19 protein-coding genes are annotated in these 19,244 nt (G+C 70.4%); 9 read left to right on the top strand and 10 right to left on the bottom strand.

Translation table 11 applies throughout. The features are described 5' to 3' along the window. The 3 genes from qcrC to qcrB are packed head-to-tail and all read left to right on the top strand — an operon-like array spanning position 1 to position 3,733. A complete protein-coding gene (qcrC, locus tag JOD65_RS11220) occupies positions 1 to 873 on the top strand; it encodes a cytochrome bc1 complex diheme cytochrome c subunit (RefSeq protein ID WP_307821101.1) in 873 nt (290 codons plus the stop codon). After that, the gene (gene qcrA / locus JOD65_RS11215; protein ID WP_307821100.1) at positions 870 to 1,982 is read left to right on the top strand and encodes a cytochrome bc1 complex Rieske iron-sulfur subunit; all 1,113 of its coding nucleotides are present in this window, start codon (positions 870 to 872) and stop codon (positions 1,980 to 1,982) included. The genes qcrC and qcrA overlap by 4 nt, the downstream gene beginning before the upstream one ends. Next, a complete protein-coding gene (gene qcrB, locus JOD65_RS11210; RefSeq protein WP_191196827.1) occupies positions 1,979 to 3,733 on the top strand; it encodes a cytochrome bc1 complex cytochrome b subunit in 1,755 nt (584 codons plus the stop codon). Before qcrA ends, qcrB begins: the two co-directional genes overlap by 4 nt. Positions 3,734 to 3,814: 81 nt before the next feature. On the opposite strand, the gene JOD65_RS11205 is transcribed toward qcrB, so the two are convergent. The 5 genes from JOD65_RS11205 to ctaC all read right to left on the bottom strand — a co-directional run bounded on the left by JOD65_RS11205 (position 3,815) and on the right by ctaC (position 9,516). Next, a complete protein-coding gene (locus JOD65_RS11205) occupies positions 3,815 to 4,978 on the bottom strand; it encodes an RtcB family protein (protein ID WP_191196826.1) in 1,164 nt (387 codons plus the stop codon). 117 nt (positions 4,979 to 5,095) lie between these two features. Beyond that, a complete protein-coding gene (locus JOD65_RS11200) occupies positions 5,096 to 6,322 on the bottom strand; it encodes a L,D-transpeptidase (RefSeq protein ID WP_191196825.1) in 1,227 nt (408 codons plus the stop codon). A 109-nt stretch (positions 6,323 to 6,431) separates the two neighbouring features. After that, positions 6,432 to 6,830 carry a cytochrome c oxidase subunit 4 gene (locus tag JOD65_RS11195; RefSeq protein WP_191196824.1) on the bottom strand — a complete coding sequence of 133 codons (399 nt, stop codon included), beginning with the start codon at positions 6,828 to 6,830 and terminating at the stop codon, positions 6,432 to 6,434. Then, positions 6,827 to 8,608 carry an aa3-type cytochrome oxidase subunit I gene (gene ctaD, locus JOD65_RS11190; protein WP_307821097.1) on the bottom strand — a complete coding sequence of 594 codons (1,782 nt, stop codon included), beginning with the start codon at positions 8,606 to 8,608 and terminating at the stop codon, positions 6,827 to 6,829. Before ctaD ends, JOD65_RS11195 begins: the two co-directional genes overlap by 4 nt. Next, a complete protein-coding gene (gene ctaC, locus JOD65_RS11185; RefSeq protein ID WP_307821095.1) occupies positions 8,605 to 9,516 on the bottom strand; it encodes an aa3-type cytochrome oxidase subunit II in 912 nt (303 codons plus the stop codon). The genes ctaD and ctaC overlap by 4 nt, the downstream gene beginning before the upstream one ends. 151 nt (positions 9,517 to 9,667) lie before the next feature. Here ctaC and JOD65_RS11180 point away from each other — a divergent pair, with 151 nt between their 5' ends. Further along, positions 9,668 to 10,798 carry a cysteine desulfurase family protein gene (locus tag JOD65_RS11180; RefSeq protein WP_191196823.1) on the top strand — a complete coding sequence of 377 codons (1,131 nt, stop codon included), beginning with the start codon at positions 9,668 to 9,670 and terminating at the stop codon, positions 10,796 to 10,798. Further along, positions 10,795 to 11,052, top strand: coding sequence for a sulfurtransferase TusA family protein (locus tag JOD65_RS11175; protein WP_307821094.1), 258 nt, complete (start codon positions 10,795 to 10,797; stop codon positions 11,050 to 11,052). Before JOD65_RS11180 ends, JOD65_RS11175 begins: the two co-directional genes overlap by 4 nt. An 18-nt stretch (positions 11,053 to 11,070) precedes the next feature. Here JOD65_RS11175 and JOD65_RS11170 read toward each other — a convergent pair whose 3' ends face one another. Continuing rightward, positions 11,071 to 12,057, bottom strand: a complete 987-nt coding sequence (locus JOD65_RS11170) for a carbohydrate kinase family protein (protein ID WP_191196822.1) — start codon at positions 12,055 to 12,057, stop codon at positions 11,071 to 11,073. A gap of 63 nt (positions 12,058 to 12,120) precedes the next feature. On the opposite strand from JOD65_RS11170, the gene JOD65_RS11165 reads away from it, so the two are divergent. After that, the gene (locus JOD65_RS11165; protein ID WP_191196821.1) at positions 12,121 to 12,375 is read left to right on the top strand and encodes a hypothetical protein; all 255 of its coding nucleotides are present in this window, start codon (positions 12,121 to 12,123) and stop codon (positions 12,373 to 12,375) included. A 61-nt stretch (positions 12,376 to 12,436) separates the two neighbouring features. Here the strand turns inward: JOD65_RS11165 and erpA are convergent, their stop codons facing one another. The 3 genes from erpA to JOD65_RS11150 all read right to left on the bottom strand — a co-directional run bounded on the left by erpA (position 12,437) and on the right by JOD65_RS11150 (position 15,321). Continuing rightward, the gene (erpA, locus tag JOD65_RS11160) at positions 12,437 to 12,796 is read right to left on the bottom strand and encodes an iron-sulfur cluster insertion protein ErpA (RefSeq protein WP_191196820.1); all 360 of its coding nucleotides are present in this window, start codon (positions 12,794 to 12,796) and stop codon (positions 12,437 to 12,439) included. A 224-nt stretch (positions 12,797 to 13,020) separates the two neighbouring features. After that, positions 13,021 to 13,980: a hypothetical protein gene (locus tag JOD65_RS11155; RefSeq protein ID WP_191196819.1), complete on the bottom strand. Its 960-nt coding sequence runs from the start codon at positions 13,978 to 13,980 to the stop codon at positions 13,021 to 13,023. 258 nt (positions 13,981 to 14,238) lie between these two features. After that, positions 14,239 to 15,321, bottom strand: coding sequence for a glycerate kinase family protein (locus JOD65_RS11150; RefSeq protein WP_191196818.1), 1,083 nt, complete (start codon positions 15,319 to 15,321; stop codon positions 14,239 to 14,241). Positions 15,322 to 15,442: 121 nt separating this feature from the next. Between JOD65_RS11150 and JOD65_RS11145 the strand changes: the two genes are divergently transcribed. Together JOD65_RS11145 and JOD65_RS11140 are read left to right on the top strand one after the other, a co-directional pair. Continuing rightward, positions 15,443 to 15,862: an SRPBCC domain-containing protein gene (locus tag JOD65_RS11145; protein ID WP_191196817.1), complete on the top strand. Its 420-nt coding sequence runs from the start codon at positions 15,443 to 15,445 to the stop codon at positions 15,860 to 15,862. Continuing rightward, entirely contained in the window at positions 15,859 to 16,746 is an 888-nt protein-coding gene (locus JOD65_RS11140) for a GNAT family N-acetyltransferase (RefSeq protein WP_307821092.1), read from the top strand. The genes JOD65_RS11145 and JOD65_RS11140 overlap by 4 nt, the downstream gene beginning before the upstream one ends. 25 nt (positions 16,747 to 16,771) lie before the next feature. Here the strand turns inward: JOD65_RS11140 and JOD65_RS11135 are convergent, their stop codons facing one another. Continuing rightward, positions 16,772 to 17,998, bottom strand: coding sequence for a glucose-1-phosphate adenylyltransferase family protein (locus JOD65_RS11135; RefSeq protein ID WP_191196816.1), 1,227 nt, complete (start codon positions 17,996 to 17,998; stop codon positions 16,772 to 16,774). A gap of 55 nt (positions 17,999 to 18,053) precedes the next feature. Here JOD65_RS11135 and nadA point away from each other — a divergent pair, with 55 nt between their 5' ends. Continuing rightward, positions 18,054 to 19,238, top strand: coding sequence for a quinolinate synthase NadA (gene nadA, locus JOD65_RS11130; protein WP_191196815.1), 1,185 nt, complete (start codon positions 18,054 to 18,056; stop codon positions 19,236 to 19,238). Positions 19,239 to 19,244: the final 6 nt, after the last annotated feature.

Below are 19,244 nucleotides of genomic sequence, written 5' to 3'. Positions count from 1 at the left end.
GTGCGTTTGCTCAACCGAACCGCTGGACGCCTCTCCCGGCACCGTCGGGGACCGCTTGCGGGTCTCGCCGTGCTGCTGCTGGGACTGTTGATCAGCGGCTCCCTCTACACGGTCCTCTCCCCCGCCCAGGCTGACTCGCAGGCGAGCGAGACCGAGCAGGTCGCGAAGGGCAAGGAGCTCTTCCTCGCCAGCTGCTCGTTCTGCCACGGCCAGAACGGCGAGGGCGTGGCCACCGTCCGCGACGGCTACCAGCTCGGCCCCTCGCTCGTGGGCGTGGGCGCGGCTGCCGTCGACTTCCAGGTCGGCACCGGCCGCATGCCGATGGCGAGCCCGGGCCAGCAGGCGCCGCGCAAGCCGGTCGTGTTCGACGACGACGAGGTCGCCGCCCTCGCCGCCTACGTCGCCTCGCTCGGCCCCGGCCCGGCCATCCCCAACGAGGCCGACTACTCGATCGACGAGCTGTCGGAGGAGGAGCGCCAGGAGGCGATCTCCCGCGGCGGCCAGATCTTCCTCACCAACTGCACCGCGTGCCACAACTTCAACGGCGCCGGCGGCGCGATGCCCCGTGGTGGCTACGCCCCCACGCTCCACGGCGTCGAGCCCAAGTACATCTTCGAGGCGATGCTCACCGGCCCCCAGCAGATGCCCAACTTCAGCAACGGGAACCTCTCCCCCGAGGAGAAGCGGGACGTCATCGCCTACCTCGGTAGCCTCGAGGAGACCCCCGAGTACGCCGGCTTCACGCTGGGTGGACTGGGCCCGGTCTCCGAGGGCCTCTTCGCCTGGGTGATCGGCATCGGGGGACTGGTGGGCGCGGCCGTCTGGATCGCCTCGCACACGACCCGCACGAAGAAGAGCAAGGTGAACGCGTGAGCAACGACAACTCCTCGACGACGGAGCACCCCGTCAACGCGCCCGACGGCACACCTGTGCCGTACGACACGCACGTGCCTACGCACCGCGACGCCGAGCCGATCTCCGACCCCGGCCTGCCGGCCCACACGTGGCGCCCCACCGACGTCGACCCCAAGGCCGAGAAGCGTGCCGAGCGCCAGATCGCGGCCATGTTCATCGCCGCCATGATCAGCGCCGTCCTGTTCGTGGTCGCCTACTTCTCCTTCGAGGTCGGCGACAACTGGGACACCTTCGCCGGACTCGGCGCGTCGACGATCACCCTGGGCCTGACCCTCGGCGTGAGCCTGCTGCTGATCGGCACCGGCATCATCCACCTGGCCCGCAAGCTGATGGCCGACCACGAGATGGTCGAGATGCGCCACCCGGCCGCGTCACCGCAGGAGGATCGCGACGCCACCGTCCAGGCCCTCAACGACGGTCTCGCGGAGGCCGGCATCGGCCGCCGCCCGCTGGTGCGCAACACCATGCTCGGCGCGATCGGCGTGCTCGGCCTGCCCACGATCGTGCTGCTGCGCGACCTGGCCCCCGGCGACGCCCTCGACGTCGACAAGCTCGGGCAGACCATCTGGGAGCCGGGCATGCGCCTGGTGCGCGACGTCGTCGGCACCCCGATCCTCGCCAGCGAGGTCGAGATGGGCGACCTGATCAACGCCGCCCCCGAGGCCATGTTCCCGACCGAGGAGAACGGCTACCCCGAGCTCCACGGCGCCGAGGAGCAGGCCGAGAAGGCCAAGGGCGCCATCATCGTCGTCCGGATGGATCCCGACGACATCACCCCGCTCCCGGGCCGCGAGAAGTGGACCGTCGACGGCATCATCTCCTACTCCAAGATCTGCACCCACGTAGGCTGCCCGATCTCCCTCTACGAGCGCACCACCCACCACGTGCTGTGCCCGTGCCACCAGTCGACCTTCGACCTCGCGGACCACGCGAAGGTCATCTTCGGTCCGGCTGCCCGCCCCCTCCCCCAGCTGCCCATCGCGGTGGATGACGAGGGATACCTGGTCGCCCAGAGCGACTTCAACGAGCCCATCGGGGCCAGTTTTTGGGAGCGTGAGAAGTTGTGAGCGTCGACACCAGCAAGGTCGCGACGAGCAACCGCACCAACGCCGCAACCGCGTCGAAGCCCGGCCCGGCCGGCTCGCTGGCCTCGTGGGCCGACGACCGCCTCGGCCTGGCGACCGCGATGAAGAAGAACCTGCGCAAGGTCTTCCCCGACCACTGGTCGTTCATGCTGGGCGAGATCGCCCTGTGGAGCTTCGTGGTCCTGCTGCTCACGGGCGTCTTCCTGACCCTGTGGTTCAACCCCTCGATGGGTCACATCACCTACGAGGGCTCCTACGACCAGCTGCGCGGCGTCGGGATGTCGGAGTCGATGGCCTCGACCCTGCACATCTCCTTCGACGTGCGCGGCGGCCTGCTGATGCGCCAGATGCACCACTGGGCGGCGGCGATCTTCATCGCCGCGATGATGGTCCACCTGCTCCGTGTCGCCTTCACCGGCGCCTACCGCAAGCCGCGCGAGCTCAACTGGGTGATCGGCTGCCTCCTGCTGCTGCTCGGCACCCTCGAGGGCTTCACCGGCTACTCGCTCCCCGACGACCTGCTCTCGGGCACCGGCGTCCGCGCGGCTGACGGGTTCCTCAAGGCGACCCCGGTCGCCGGCAGCTACATGTCGTTCCTGCTCTTCGGCGGCGAGTTCCCCGGCGAGTCGATCATCCCGCGCCTCTACATCATCCACGTGCTGCTGATCCCGGGCATCCTGCTCGCGCTGATCGCCGCCCACATGCTGCTGCTCGTCTACCACAAGCACACGCAGTGGCCCGGCCCCGGCCGCACGGAGCAGAACGTCGTCGGCTTCCCGATGCTCCCGGTGTACGCCGCCAAGGCCGGTGGCTTCTTCTTCATGGTCTTCGGCGTCATCGCCATCATGGGCGGGCTGTTGTCGATCAACCCGGTGTGGAAGTTCGGCCCCTACGACCCGACCAAGGTGACGGCCGGCTCGCAGCCCGACTGGTACATGGGCTGGCCCGACGGCCTCCTGCGCATCATCCCGACCGGCTGGGAGTCGGTGATCTTCGGCTACACGATCTCGTGGAACGTGATGCTGCCGATCCTCATCGTGCCCCCGATGATGCTGGTCATCCTGATGCTCCTGCCGTTCATCGAGGGCTGGATCACGGGTGACAAGCGCGACCACCACCTGCTCCAGCGTCCGCGCAACGCGCCGACGCGCACGGCGGTCATGGTGTCCCTGATGACCTTCTACGGTCTCGCCTGGGCCGCGGGCGGCAACGACATCATCGCCATCAAGCTGCACCTCAGCATCAACCAGATCACCTACTTCATGCGGGTCGCGATCTTCCTCGGTCCGCTCCTGGCGTTCTGGATCACGCGCCGCTGGTGCATCTCGCTGCAGCGTCACGACAACGAGAAGCTGCTGCACGGCTACGAGACGGGCATCATCACCCGCTCCCCCGAGGGGCAGTACGCCGAGCGGCACCTGCCGATCAACGAGACGTCCGCCTACACCCTCACCGCGCGCGACCGCGACGAGGTCCACACGGTCGGGGGCGACACCGACGCCTCCGGTGTGGCTGCGCCCAACTCGCGCTCGGAGAAGCTGCGGGCCAAGCTCTCGTCGTGGATGTACAGCCACAACGTGCAGAAGCCCACGCGGGCCGAGCTCGAGGAGGCGCACCACCACGCCGAGCACGAGGCCGAGCTCCAGGCGGGCCTCGACCACCCGGTCGACGGTCACCAGTTCGACGACCACCGCCTGCGCGACACCGACGACGTGCCGCTGCGCGACCACTGATCGTCGTACGACGTGCACGAGGGCCCGCCGGGATGACTCCCGGCGGGCCCTCTGCTCGTCCGCGGTGGCTGGGCCCGTGGCTCAGTCGCCCTTGACGTTGACCAGCTGCCGCAGCACGTGGCGCACCTCCACCAGGTCGGCCGCGTCGGCCATCACCTGGTCGATGTCCTTGTAGGCCGCCGGGATCTCGTCGATGAACGCGTCGGTGTCGCGGTACTCGATCCCCGCCATCGCCGCCCGCAGGTCCTCGGCGGTGAAGGTCTTCCGCGCCCGGGTCCGGGAGTACTCCCGGCCGGCCCCGTGGGGGGCGGAGCTGAGCGACACCGGGTCGCCCTTCCCGACGACGACGTACGACGCCGTGCCCATCGACCCCGGGATCAGGCCCGGCCGACCCGCCTCGGCGTTGATCGCGCCCTTGCGGGACAGCCACACGTCGCGGCCGTAGTGGTGCTCGGGCTCGGTGTAGTTGTGGTGGCAGTTGATCTCCTCCACCCGCTCCACGTCACCGTCGACCCACTCCCCGAACTGGCGCACGACCCGGTCCATCATCTCCTCACGGTTGAGCAGCGCGTAGGTCTGCGCCCACCGCATCTCGCTGATGTAGGCGTCGAACTCCTCGGTGCCCTCGGTGAGGTAGGCCAGGTCGCGGTCCGGCAGGTCCTCGCCGGCGCAGAGCTCGCGGGCGACCGCGATGTGCTTCTGCGCGATCCGGTTGCCGACCCCTCGCGAGCCCGAGTGGAGGAACAGCCACACTCCCCCGGTCTCGTCGGCGGTGACCTCGATGAAGTGGTTGCCCGACCCGAGGGTGCCCAGCTGCAGGTCCCACCGCTTGGCGTACGACGCCGGGTCGAAGCCGGCCTCGGCCGCCAGGGACCGCAGCTGCTCGAGCCGCTGCTCGGTGTGCTCGCGGCTGACCGTGCGGTTGGCGGCACCGGCGTTGAGCGGGACGGCCCGCTCGATCGCCTGGCGCAGCGGCTTGCGGTCGCTGGGCAGGTTGCCGGTGGCGTACTGGGTGCGCACGGCGATCATGCCGCAGCCGATGTCCACGCCGACGGCGGCGGGGATGATCGCACCGAGGGTCGGGATGACCGACCCGACGGTGGCACCCAGACCAAGGTGTGCGTCCGGCATCAGCGCGACGTGGGGGTGGATGAACGGCATCGTGGCGGTCTGCTCCGCCTGCGCGCGCGTGTTGTCCTCGAGGATCGACGCCCAGCTGATGAGCGTCGGGGTCAGGTTCTCCATCGTCCTTCCTTCTCTGGGAGGGCCCGCGGTGTTGCGGGCCGACCCAGGACCCTACGCACGAGGAAACGGCTTGCACCGCCCAATTCCGGTGCCGTAGGGGCGACGGCGGAGAGTGCGTCAGCTGAGTGCGGAGCCCTGCTTCCAGGCGGCCGGAGCGAGGTTCCAGTCGCCGTAACCGTTCTCGAGGGTCATCTGACGATCGGTGCCGGTGTACTCCACGACGTCGCCGCGCCGGGTCATGGCGTAGAGCCAGCCGGCGTCGGCGGTCGACATGCCCGTGCAGCCGTGGGACACGTTGGCATAGCCCTGGGAGCCCGCCGACCACGGTGCGGCGTGGATGAACTCGCCCGAGTAGGTGACCCGCATCGCCCAGCGCACGTCGTCGATGTCGTAGGCCTCGGGGCTGTTGCGGTTGATGCCGACCGTCTCGGAGTTCATCCGGCGGGTCTCGAACTTCTCCATGATCACCTTCACCCCGGAACGGGTGGTGAAGCCCGGCTTGCCGGTGGTGATCGGCAGCGTGCGCAGCAGGTCGCCGTTGCTGAAGACCTGCATCTGGTGGGTCTGGGCGTTGACCCTGTAGACGTGCGCGTCGCCGACGTGGAAGGACAGCTGACGGTCCTCCTGGCCGTAGATGCCGTTGCCGGCGGGCAGGCTGTTGAGGTCGAGGTCGACCGACACGTCGGTGCCGGCCTTCCAGTAGCGCGCCGGGCGGAAGTGCGCCTCGCTGTCGCTCAGCCAGTACCACGAGCCCTTCTGCGCGGGAGTGCTGGTGACGTTCATGTGCTTCTCGAACAGCGCCCGGTCGGTGACCGGGATGTCGAACGTGACCACGACGGGCATGCCGACGCCGACGGTCTCGCCATCGAGCGGGGCGATCGAGGGGTAGGTCTGCTGGTCGAGGGTCAGGTCGATGGTGTGGAAGGCACGGGTGCGCTCGACCGCCTCGCCGTCGGAGCGGGTCGCCGAGGCGGAGATCCGGTAGTCGGTGCCCGGCTCGAGCAGGGAGGTGGAGGTCCAGGTGCCGCCCTGGACGCGGCCCTCGACCGGCCCGGCGGCGGACGTGACGCGTACGTCGGACAGGTCGCCACCGTCGGCCGACACGGTGACCGGCGCGTCGATCGGCACCGACGTGGGGTCGGTGAAGCTGGTGGTCAGCCGGACGGGGTCGACCTGGGCGGCCTGTGAAGCGCCCGGGGTGTCGCCGGGACCGCCCGGGGAGCCGTCATCGGACGTCGGGCTGCTGCTGCACGCGGCGAGGCCGGCGGAGAGCATCAACAGCGCCGCCGCGGCCGCCGTACGACGGTGCGCGGGACGCGTGGACCTGAGCGCGCGAGTGCGCATGCGACGTGACCCCCATGGAGTGCCCGCCCGGACGGGCGGTGGAACAGAAGAACCCGTCCAGCGTACGTCGCGGACGGGATCTTCTGGAATTCCCACTCAGGGGGGCGGCTCAGTGGGCGTGCTCGCCCCGGTAGTACTCGAAGACGAAGCCACACGTGGTGACGGCTCCGGCGGTGAAGCCGATGATGACCAGCCACCAGGCCGACATCGCGACGCCGTAGACCATGAAGCCGAGGGCGAGGGCGCACCACAGCGGCCACCAGGAGTAGGGCGGGAAGAAGCCCAGCTCGCCTGCCCCGTCGGCGATCTCGCCCTCCTTGCGGTCCTCCGGCCGCGGGTCCATGCGCGAGGCGTGGAACCCGAGGTAGAGGGTGATCATCGCGGTGAGGAGAGCGGTCATCACCAGCGCGGACGTGCCGGTCCAGTCCCCGGAGAGGAACCAGTAGCCGGGAGCCACCACCGCCACGAAGACGGTGGTGATCCCGAAGATCCATGCCTCGGCCTTCATCGGTCCCTCTCCTCGTCGGTGCCGTCGACCGGAAGGTCGGCACGGTCGCGCAGCATCTCCTCGCGGCCGTGCACCTCGGGTGCGTCGGCCACCTGGCCGTCGCGCTCGGCGTCGTTGTCGGCCAGCTCGAGCAGCGCGATCTCCGGGTGGTGCAGGTCGAAGGCGGGCGACTCGGAGCGGATGCGCGGCAGCGTGTGGAAGTTGTGGCGCGGGGGCGGGCAGCTGGTCGCCCACTCGAGCGAGCGGCCCCAGCCCCACGGGTCGTCAACGACCACCTTCGGCGCCTTGGCCGAGAGGTAGACGTTGAGCAGGAACGGCAGCGTCGACGCGGCCAGCAGGAACGAGCCCACCGTGGAGATCTGGTTGAGCGTGGTGAAGCCGTCCTGCGGCAGGTAGTCGGCGTAGCGACGAGGCATGCCCTCGACGCCCAGCCAGTGCTGGACGAGGAAGGTGGTGTGGAAGCCGACGAACAGGATCCAGAAGTGGAGCTTGCCCAGGCGCTCGTCGAGCATCCGGCCGGTCATCTTGGGCCACCAGAAGTAGAACCCGGCGAACATCGCGAAGACGACGGTGCCGAAGACCACGTAGTGGAAGTGCGCCACCACGAAGTAGGAGTCGGACACGTGGAAGTCCAGCGGCGGGCTGGCCAGGATGACACCGGTGAGGCCACCGAAGAGGAAGGTCACGAGGAAGCCGATCGACCACAGCATCGGGGTGTCGAAGGACAGAGATCCCCCCCACATCGTGCCGATCCAGTTGAAGAACTTCACTCCTGTGGGGACCGCGATCAAGAAGGTCATGCCGGAGAAGAACGGCAGGTCGACCGCACCGGTGACGAACATGTGGTGCGCCCAGACGGCCACCGACAGCATCGCGATGCCGAGGGTCGCGGCCACCAGGCCGACGTAGCCGAAGATCGGCTTGCGGCTGAAGACCGGCAGGACCTCCGACACGATGCCGAAGAACGGCAACGCGATGATGTAGACCTCCGGGTGGCCGAAGAACCAGAACAGGTGCTGCCACAGGATCGGGCCGCCGTGCGACGGGTCGAACACGTGGGCGCCGAGGATCCGGTCGGCCTCCAACGAGAGCAGCGCCCCCGCGAGGATCGGGAACACCATGATCACGAGCATGCTGGTGATCAGCGTGTTCCACACGAAGATCGGCATCCGGAACATCGTCATGCCGGGCGCGCGCATGCAGATGATGGTGGTGATGAAGTTGACGCCACCGAGGATCGAGCCGAGACCGGCCATCCAGAGGCCCATGATCCACAGGTCGCCACCCACGCCCGGACTGCGTACGGCGTCGGAGAGCGGCGTGTAGGCGAACCAGCCGAAGTCGGCCGCGCCCGAGGGCGTGAGGAAGCCGGACGCGGCGATGAGGCCACCGAACAGGAACAGCCAGTAGCTGAACATGTTGAGGCGCGGGAACGCCACATCGGGCGCACCGATCTGCAGCGGCATGATCACGTTGGCGAAGCCGAAGAACAGCGGCGTCGCGAACAGCAGCAGCATGATCGTGCCGTGCATCGTGAACAACTGGTTGTAGAGCTGGTCGTTGACGATCTGCTGGCCCGGGTAGGCGAGCTCGGAACGGATCAGCATGGCCATCAGGCCGGCGACGAGGAACCACCCGAACGAGGTGATCAGGTACATCTTGCCGATCAGCTTGTGATCGGTCGTGGTCAGGATGCGCACCGCCTGCTCACCGAGCGGCTTCTTGCGCTCCGGCGGAGGTGCCGCGGCGTGCGGGGTGGCTGTGGTTGCAGCGCTCACTCGCTGTGTCCTTCCGAGTCGTCGTCGAGACCCGCCTGTTCCCGGACGTAGTCGCCACCGAGCACGGGCTGCTCAGCGGTGTTGCCGGCGTCGGCCAGCTCGAGGAGGTACGCGTCGTACTCCTCCTGGCTGACGACCTCGACGTTGAAGAGCATCCGCGAGTGGGAGACACCGCAGAGCTCGTAGCACTTGCCGGCGTAGGTGCCCTCGACGGTCGGGGTGACCTGGAGCCTGTTGACCCGGCCGGGGATGACGTCCATCTTCACGAGGAACGACGGGACGCCGAAGTCGTGGATGACGTCGGGAGAGTGGAGGTTGAACTGGATGGTCTGGTCGACCGGCAGCACGAGCGTCGGGATGTCGGCGCCGGTGCCGGACGCGTAGACGTAGGACTCGTAGGCGAAGTCGCCGTCCTCAGCCGTCGCGGAGGGGTTCTGCTCGCCGACACCGTGGTTGAAGGTCCACGACCACTGCTGGCCGAGCACCTCCACGGTCATGTCGGGGTTGGCGTCGAGGTAGAGCACCTCGTCCTGGACCCGCACGGTGTGGAAGAAGAACACGACGCACATCAGGACCGGGGCGATCGTGTAGAAGACCTCGAGCGGCAGGTTGTAGCGCGTCTGCCGCGGCACCTCGTCGGGGCTGCGGCGACGGAACTTCACCACGGCGTAGAGGATGAGGCCCCAGACGATGACGCCGGTCACCATGGCGGCGACCCAGGCCCACTTCCAGAGCTCGTAGGTGTAGGGACCCTCGGCGGTGGCCCGGTCGGGCATCGCCAGGTTGCGGATCTGGTGCGTGTCGGCCTCGGAACATCCGGCCAGCACCAACATCGTCACGCCCAGCAGCGCGACCCTCAGGGTGCGCTTCAGGGGCGCGCCTGAAAGGTTGGGGACTTGCAGACCCACTGACGAGCCTCTCTCTCGGTCCTTCACGACACACAGAGAGTATCCCCATCTGACCGCGTCGTGCGGGGCAGGGTCGGGTGTCGGCCGATCTGCGCAGGTCAGGGTCCGTCCGCCCGCGCGCAGGCGCCTGCGCGTGGCATAAGTTGCCCCTGTGACTGCCCCTCCGGCCCGGTCCGCCGACCTCGACAGCGCGTCCTCGGCGCCGCTGCACCCGGCGGCGCGCGAGGTGCTCCTGGCCGCTCTCGACCGGGGGTACGCCGACCCGCGCCGGCTGCACCGCACCGGCCGCGACGCACGGCTGCTGCTCGACAACGCGCGTGAGGCCACGGCCGACGCGCTCGGCGTGCGGCCCGACGAGGTCACCTTCACCCCCAGCGGCACGCACGCCGTCCACCTGGGGCTGCTCGGACTGCTGCGGGGCTCGCGGCGCGGGAGCGCGGTCGTGCGATCTGCCGTCGAGCACTCGGCCGTGCGCCATGCGGTGGCCTGGGGAGCCGACGGCGACCGGGAGGTGCGCGTCGACCGGTCGGGGCTCGTCGACCGGGACGGCATCGTCGAGGACGCCCGCTCCCCCGGCGTCGGCGTCGTCGCCCTCCAGACCGCCAACCACGAGGTGGGCACCCTCCAACCGGCCGGCGGGCTCGAGCTGCCCGACGACGTCGCGCTCTTCACCGACGCGTGCGCGTCGATGGGTCGGCTGCCCCTGCCCGGCGGCTGGGCGGCTGCCGCGGGGTCTGCCCACAAGTGGGGTGGACCGGCGGGCGTCGGTGTGCTGCTGGTCCGCAAGCGGGCGCGGTGGCGCAACCCCTTCCCCGGCGACGACCGCGCCGACGAGAGGTCGACGGGCTTCGAGAACGTCCCTGCGGTCCTCGCGGCGGCGGCCGCGCTGCAGGCGGTGGTGGCCGAGCGCGACGAGGTCAACGCGCGCCAGCACGAGCTCGTGGACGTCGTACGCCGGCGGGTGGCCGCGGAGGTGCCCGACGTGGAGGTCGTCGGCGACCCCGACCGTCGCCTGCCCCACCTGGTGACCTTCTCCTGCCTCTACGTCGACGGCGAGGCCCTGGTGACCGAGCTCGACCGGCGCGGCTTCGGCATCGCGAGCGGCTCGGCCTGCACCGCGTCGACCCTGACCCCGAGCCACGTGCTGGAGGCGATGGGCGTGCTGACGCACGGCAACGTCCGGCTCTCGCTGCAGCGCGACACCACCCGCGCCGACGTCGACGCCTTCTGCGACACGCTGCCCGGGGTCGTCGCCGAGATCCGCTCGCGGGTGGGCCTGTGACGTCGCCTCATGACCAGGGCCTCGACGTCGCCCTCGAGCTCGACTGCCGCGAGATGCCGTGCCCGATGCCGGTCATCGAGCTCGCCCGCCACCTCGGCGACGTCGAGGTCGGCGAGCTGCTGGCGGTGGTCGCCCGCGACCCGGCGGCTGCGGTCGACGTACCGGCGTGGTGCCGGATGAAGTCGCAGGACTACGTCGGCGCGGACACAGCGGACGACGGCGCGCCGCGCTACGTCATACGACGCCTTACCTGACGACGCGACGTCGACAGGTCAGGAGCGGATGGTGCGCAGGTGCGGCTCGAAGTCGGCCGCCGCCTCGTCGCCGTAGGCCGCCGCGCAGCGCTCGAGGAAGGCGGTGCGGGAGATCTCGTACTCCTGGGTGCCGACCATCTCGACCACGTGCACGGCCAGGAGGCAGCCGAGCTGGGCGGCCCGCTCGTGCCCGAGGCCCCAGGTGAGCGCGGCGAGGAACCCCGCCCGGAAGGCGTCACCGACGCCGGTCGGCTCGACCTTCGCGATCTCGGGGACCGCCCCGACGACGATGGACTCCGCGCCCTCGCGGTCGATCCGCACCCCGGCCGCGCCGAGGGTGACGACCCAGGTGCCGACCCGCGAGAGGATGTCCTCGCGGCTCCATCCGGTCTTCTGGGTGATGAGGCTGGCCTCGTACTCGTTGGAGAAGAGGATCTCGGCACCGTCGATGAGCGGCCTGATCAGGTCGCCGTCCCCGAACGCCAGCTGCTGCGAGGGGTCGGCCAGGAACCGGTAGCCGCGCTGGCGGCACTCCTCGGTGTGGCGCAGCATCCCCTGCGGGTCGTCCGGGCCGATGATCACGTAGTCGGGCGCACCCACGCGGTCGACGATCGGCTTGAGCTCGATCTCGCGGGACTCGCTCATCGCGCCGGCGTAGAAGCTGGCGATCTGCGCCATCGAGGCGTCGTTGGTGCACACGAAGCGGGCGGTATGGCGGGTCTCGGAGACGTGCACCGAGTCGCAGTCGACGTTGTGGCGTTCCAGCCACGCGCGGTAGTCGGCGAAGTCCTCTCCGACCGCCCCGACCAGCACCGGGCGCAGGCCCAGGTTGCCGAGCCCGAAGCAGATGTTGGCGGCGCAACCGCCGCGTCGTACCTCGAGGTCCTCGACGAGGAAGGACACCGAGAGCTTGTCGAGCTGGTCGACCACCAGGCTGTCGGCGAACTTGCCGGGGAAGGACATCAGGTGGTCGGTCGCGATCGATCCGGCTACGAGGAGGGACACGCCGCGGACACTACCCCGCGGTACGGCTCGGGATACGCATCAGTAGCCAATAGCGTCGACCCCATGACGACGTCCCGACGCCCCGCACCCCTCTTCAGCGACGAGCTGGGCACCCCCGCCGAGATGGCCGCCGACGGCCGGGAGGCCAGCCGCAACCTCGGTCTGCAGGGCCGCCTTGAGCGCGCCGCGCAGGCCGCTGTCGCCCCCGCGCCGAGCTTGCACTACGACGACTACCCCGCCGAGGTCGGCAAGCGCGAGATCCGGGTCTCCGACGCCGCGGCCCGCATCGCCAACGCGCTCCACCTGCACCTCGACTGAATCGTCCCCGAGCACGACGAAGGGCCCCAGCCGGTCGGCTGGGGCCCTTCGCTGCGTCAGATCAGTGGAACGAGTCGCCGCAGGCGCAGGAGCCGGTGGCGTTGGGGTTGTCGATCGTGAAGCCCTGCTTCTCGATGGTGTCGACGAAGTCGATCTCGGCACCGTTGAGGTAGGGGACGCTCATCCGGTCCACGACGACGGTCACGCCGTCGAAGTCGGTGGTCACGTCGCCGTCGAGGGTGCGCTCGTCGAAGAAGAGCTGGTAGCGGAGGCCCGAGCAGCCACCCGGCTGCACGGAGATCCGCAGGGCCAGGTCGTCGCGACCCTCCTGCTCGAGGAGGCTGTTGATCTTGCTGGCGGCGACGGCAGAAAGGTTGATCTGGTCGGTGCGGCGCTCAGTGGTCTCGACCTGCTCGGTCATCTCATCACTCCAGAAGTCTCGGGTACTGCTTGCCTCAATGGTCGCACACCGAGGGTTATTCCCCGGGGTCGTCGACGCAATCGTGCCCGCCAGTGAAGGTGGCGGCACATTGCGCGCCTGCGGGCCGATCGTGGCCCATCTGCTGCCACCTTCCGTACGCCAGGCCGCGGGGTGGCGGCACATTGCGCGAGGACGGGCCTGTGGGGTGCGATCTGCCGCCACCCTCAGTGGGTACGACGACGGGGTGGCGCGACGGGGATCCGCTCGAGGAACGCGATTCTCCCTGCCGGGGTGAACAGCGAGTCCCGAAGGAGCCGGTGCCACTCCCGTATCCGCGCGGGATCGTGGTCCCTCCCCAGCGACCGATCGGCATCCTCGAGGACCGTCGCAGCTCGATGGATGACGTCTCCCCCGGTGTAGCCACGGCGCACGAATCCCTGCCGATCGACCCGCCGGTCGCGTCGCCGGTCACTGACCCTGCGTCGTGCCTTCTCGTGCTCGTCCCCATCGAATTCGTGAAGCGCCGTCGTCCCGACGAGCCACAGGTCGGCCCGCGCCACGAGCACTCCGTCGGCGTCCACCAGCTCCCACTGCGGCTCCACCTCGATGTCGCACACGACGTGCAGCAGGCGGAGCAGCGACTCCCACAGGGACTCGGCGCGACCGTCCACCAGGGGCAGCACCGTTCGCAGCCGCCGGCTTCCCGGACGCCGGGTCCTCGCAATCGCCTCCAGCTCCTTCACGGAGACCAGTTCGAGGTAGATGGCGGCATCGACCAGTGCGACCAGGTCGACCACGCCGATCCACCGCGCCGCCGCCGTGAGCGCTTCAGGGACCGTCGCCACACGCAGGCCACGCACGACGACGTGCTCGACCGGCCGGACGTGGCGGCTCGTGTGCACCCGCTTGCGCATGGGCCGCGGGTCGTCCTTCGCCAGCGCGATGAAGACGGGGCACCTGCCGGGCACCGGGGGCAGCGGCACCCCGTGGACCTCGAGCGCCGTGAGCCCGGCGAAGCAGCCGATGTCGGTCATCAAGAGCTGCCACCCGGCCAGGTCGTCCTCAGCCCAGACCGGCGGGTGCTCGGCGGTCATCGCGAGACCTGTCGGTCTGTGGACGCCGTACGTCACGGACGCCCAGGTCGCCCCACGTCGATGGCCACGGACCGCCTCGAGCTCACCCATGCCTCGAGGGTCATGGCACACCCGTCCGGTGGTCACGGGACCGTGTGGGCCCCTGTGGACAACGTCGTCGATGGCCCGCTGTGGACGGTTTCCGGCCTGCCAACGACATCCGGGGTGGCGGCACATTGCGTGCAGGGACGACCCCGGCGTGCAATGTGCCGCCACCTCCGAGCGGGCACTCGGGACCGTGGCGGCACATTGCGCAGATGGGACCTTCGGAAACTCAATCTGCCGCCACCCCGACAGGTGCAAGCCGCGTCAGCGCGACCAGGTGCGCGCGACCCGGGCGGCGAGGTCGGCGAGGGCGTCGGCGGGGGCGCTGAAGGCGCGCTCCTCCCCCACGAGGTCGACGAGGGAGTACGCCGACTCGATGCCGAGGGCGCGCATCTCGCGCGAGCCGACGAGCACCTGGCCGGCGAGGGCGATGCAGGGGCGCAGGGCCTCCGAGGCGACTGCGGCCACGCCGTAGGGCACCTTGCCGGCCCGGCTGGAGAAGTCGAAGGCGCCCTCGCCGGTCACGACCAGGTCGGACGCGCGGGCGCGCTCGGCCAGCGACACGGCGGAGGCGACCAGGCCGATGCCCGGCTCCCGGGAAGCGCCGAGGACGAGGAGGGCGTAGCCGATGCCGCCTGCGGCGCCGGCGCCCTTCTCCAGCGACGTACGCCGGTCAGTGGCGGCGGCGAAGGCCTCGAGCCACCCGTCCACCTCGGCGATCCGGTCCTCGGCGACGCCCTTCTGCGGGCCGAAGGTCTTGGTGGCCCCGAAGAGGCCGGTCAGGGGGTTGTCCACGTCGCTGGCCGCGACGAGCGTGACTCCGTCGAGCCGTGAGCGTGCCGCGGCCAGGTCCACCGTCGTCACGGCCCCCAGCGGGGCGGCCCCGCCGTCCAGCACGCCGTCGGCCTGCGCCCCGAGGGCGGCCAGGACACCCGCGCCGCCGTCGTTGGTGCCGGTCCCGCCCAGGCCGACCACGACCGTCGTGGCGCCACCGGCCACCGCGGCCAGCACCAGCTCACCCACGCCCGCGCTCGAGGCGGTCTCGACGGGACCCGAGGACAGGTGCAGGCCGGCCGCCTGCGCGCTCTCGACGTACGCCGTCGTGCCCACCCGCAGCACCACCGCGGGCACCGGGTCGCCGTGCGGTCCGCTGACCGTCACGGCGTCGAGCGACCCGCCGAGGGCGGCGTGCAGGACGTCGACGAAACCGGGGCCGCCGTCGGCCATGGGAGCGAGGTCGAGCTCGTCGTCCGGCGCGTGCCGGCGCCAGCCGGCGGCGACCGCCTCCGCGGCCTGGACCGCGGTGAGGGTGCCGGCGAACTTGTCCGGGGCGATCAGCACGCGCATGGCTGCATCCTTGCAGCGAGTGCGTCGGGCATGCTTGCCGCATGAGTGAGCGCAGTGAACGAGTCGACAAGTACAGCGTCCCTTGTGCCTCGTGCGCGAACGAGGCAAAGCGAGTACGCGCATGAGTCTCGAACCCATCACGGCCGACATCGCGGTCCCGGTGACCCCCACCGAGGCCTTCGTCGGCTTCACCGCTCAGATGGGTGAGTGGTGGGACCCGATGCTCAGCCCCGACCCGCCCACCTTCAACGGCATCGCCATCGACCCCAACGGCCCCGTCGCCTCCGTGCACGGCGACGAGCAGTACGTCTGGGGCCGGGTCCTCAAGTGGGACCCGATCGGTCACTACACCCAGGAGTTCTGGCTCGGTCACGCCAAGGAGCAGCCGACCCGGCTCGACGTGACGTTCACGGACGCGGAGGGCGGGGGCACCCTGGTGCACCTCGAGCACAGCGGCTGGGTCGACGGCAGCGAGGACGTCCGGGCCACGTACACCCACTGGGACGACCTGCTCCGGCGCTACGCCGCGCACGTGTCGTGACCGCGCCGGTCGTCCGGCCGATGCGGGCGGAGGACCTCGAGGCGTTCGCAGAGATCACCGCGACCTCCTACCACGAGGTCGACACCCGCACCCACCAGCGCGCCTGGCCCGACCCCGTACGACGTCCCGCCGCCCGCAACGGTCACTGGATCCGACGGACCGGGCAGGCGCTGGTCACCGACCCGGGGGGCTGCTGGGTGGCGGAGGTCGACGGTGAGGTGGTCGGCGGTGCGGTCTCGCGGGTCCGCGAGCTGATGTGGATCCTCGCGTCGTTCGCCGTCCGGCCCGAGCACCAGGGTCGCGGCATCGGCACCGAGCTGATGGCGGCGGCCATGCACCACGGCCGGGGGTGCCTGCGCGGCATGTTCGCCGCCAGCGCCGACCCCGGCGCCGTACGCCGCTACCGGCTCGCCGGCTTCGACCTGCACCCGCAGATGATGCTCACCGGGGTGGTCGACCGGAGCGCGATCCCGGTGGTGGACCGGGTCCGCGAGGGCACGGCCGGCGACGTCGACCTGATGGACTCCGTCGACCGCCGCACGCGCGGCGCGGCCCACCTCGGCGACCACGAGCTGCTGCTCGCCCAGTTCAGGCTGGTGGTGACCGACCACTCGACCGGGTCGGGCTACGCCTACGTCGACGTCGACGGCTCACCGGTGCTGGTGGCGGCCACCAACCGGCGTACGGCGTCAGGGCTGGTGTGGGAGGCGCTGGCGTCTTCGTCACCGGGCGCGCAGGTGGCGGTCCACCACATCACGGCGGCCAACGCGTGGGCGCTCGACGTCGGGCTGGCCGCGCGGATGGCGATCTACACCAACGGCTACCTGTGCCTGCGGGGGATGAAGCCGCCGGCGCCCTACCTGCACCACGGCTCGCTGCTCTAGTCCGACGAGCCGTCCGGACGGTGAATCAGGTCGCCGAGCCCGGCTCCAGGCGCGCGCCTGCTGCCACGGTGCCCGAGACCCGGGAGTCGCGGCCGACGAGCACGAGGTCGTCGTCGTGGGCGAGGCGTCGCGACGGCTCTGCGCCGAGCCGGGTCTTCTCGAGCACCTCGGAGCGCTCGTCGAGGACGGCAGTGCGCACCACCGCTCCCGCGCGGATGACGCAGTTCTCCATCACCACGCTGTCGTGGACCTCCGCGCCCTTCTCCACCACGACGCCGGGACCCAGCACGCTGCCCGTGACGAGGCCGGCGACGTCCGCCCCCGGCGACAGCATCGAGTCGCGGCACTCCCCCGTCGCCCGGACGCGGGCGGCGGGACGGTCGGGCCAGTGCGAGATGACCGGACGGCCCGGGTGGTCGAAGACGTCGACCCGTCCGGCGAGCAGGTCGCGGTGGGACTGCAGGTAGAGGCTCGGCTGGCCGACGTCACGCCAGTAGCCCGTCAGCGGGACCGCGACGGTCTTCCCGGTCTCCACCATGCGCGGGAGGAGGTGCTCCCCGAAGTCGCCGATCCCGCTGTCGTCGTCGTCGGCCTCCGCCGAGAGCTCGCGACGGAGGTCGCGCAGCGTCGCCAGCAGCACCTCGGTGTCATAGAGGAAGATCTCGGTCGCGACGGTGCCCGTCGAGGGGCGGGACGGCTTGTGCTCCACGCCGGTGACCGTGCCGTCGCGGCCCGCGATCACGACGACGTTGTCCGAGGCGTCCTTCTTGGTGACCTCGCTGGTCAGCACGGTGGCCACGCGGCCGGCGGCGACGTGCTCCTCGATCACGGGCGCGAGGTCCATGTTGAAGACGTGGTCGGCGCTGCACACCGCGAGCGTGCGCGCTCCGAACCTCTCGATGTCAGCCGACATCCGCAGCAGCAGGTCGCCGTTGCCGTGGGCGAAGCCGCTCTCGGTCGCAGGTCCGGTGCCGGTCTGCGGGACGATGCGACGGAAGCCGCCGCGGTTGCGGTCCAGGCTCCACGGGCGGCCCCCCGAGAGGTAGTCGTCGATCGAGGTCACCTGGTACTCCAGCGACACCCACACGTCGGCCAGGTCGGCGTGCACGAGCCCCGAGAGGGCGAAGTCGATCAGCCGGTGCACCCCGCCGTACGGCAACGCAGGCTTGGCCCGCTCGCGCGTCAGCACGTCCATCCGGGACCCTTGGCCCCCGGCCTGCACCAGGGCAAGCACCTCACCGCGTCGTGGCATGGCCGAAGCATGGCACCCGGGGCCTCACGTCTGCGCCCCCTCCTAGGATGAGGCCATGACCCTCGTCGACCTGCCGCTCCTCCCCCTCGGCAAGGGCCGCGACCTCGACGCCGAGCGCGGCGTGGAGTGTCCCGGCGACCTGCCGGCGGCGTCCGACCCCGACCTGGTCGCCCGCGCGCGCGCGGCCAAGGAGGCGCTGGGCGAGCGGGTCTTCGTCCTCGGCCACCACTACCAGCGCGACGAGGTCATCCAGTTCGCCGACGTCACCGGCGACTCGTTCAAGCTGGCCCGCGACGCGGCGGGCCGCCCCAACGCCGAGTTCATCGTCTTCTGCGGCGTCCACTTCATGGCCGAGTCCGCCGACATCCTCACCTCGCCGAGCCAGCAGGTGGTCCTTCCCGACCTCGCGGCCGGCTGCTCGATGGCCGACATGGCCCGTCTGCGGCAGGTCGAGGACGCCTGGGACGCGATGGCCGACGCGGGCATCCAGGAGTCCGTCGTCCCGGTGACCTACATGAACTCCAGCGCCGACATCAAGGCGTTCTGCGGGCGCAACGGCGGCGTCGTGTGCACCTCGTCCAACGCCGACTCTGCGCTGGACTGGGCGTTCGCCCAGAAGGCCGATCTCGGCGAGGGCGCCAAGGTGCTCTTCCTGCCCGACCAGCACCTGGGTCGCAACACCGCGGTGCTCCAGATGGGCATCGGCCTCGACGAGTGCGTCGTGTGGGACCCGATGCAGCCCGGCGGCGGCCTGACCGCGGAGGAGCTCCAGAAGGCGCGGATGATCCTCTGGAAGGGTCACTGCTCGGTGCACGGCCGCTTCTCCGAGGACGTCGTCGACGAGCTGCGCGCCAAGCACCCCGGCATCAATGTGCTGGTCCACCCCGAGTGCAAGCACGAGGTCGTGCTCAAGGCCGACCTGGTCGGCTCCACCGAGTTCATCATCAAGACCATCGAGGCCGCTGAGCCCGGCACGGTGTGGGCCATCGGCACCGAGCTCAACCTGGTCAAGCGCCTCGCCGACGCCCACCCCGACAAGACGATCGTCTTCCTCGACCGCAACGTCTGCTACTGCTCGACGATGAACCGCATCGACCTGCCGCACCTCGTCTGGGCCCTCGAGAGCCTGGTGGCCGGCACCGTGGTCAACCGGATCACCGTCGACCCCGACACCGAGGCTGACGCGCTCGTGGCGCTCCAGCGGATGCTCGACCTGCCCGGCAAGTCGCACCGCGACTGAGCGGCC

The sequence above is a fragment of the Nocardioides cavernae genome (assembly GCF_016907475.1).
In the GTDB taxonomy this organism is placed as follows: Bacteria; Actinomycetota; Actinomycetes; order Propionibacteriales; family Nocardioidaceae; genus Nocardioides; species Nocardioides cavernae.
This window is presented reverse-complemented; position numbering and strand designations above follow the sequence as displayed.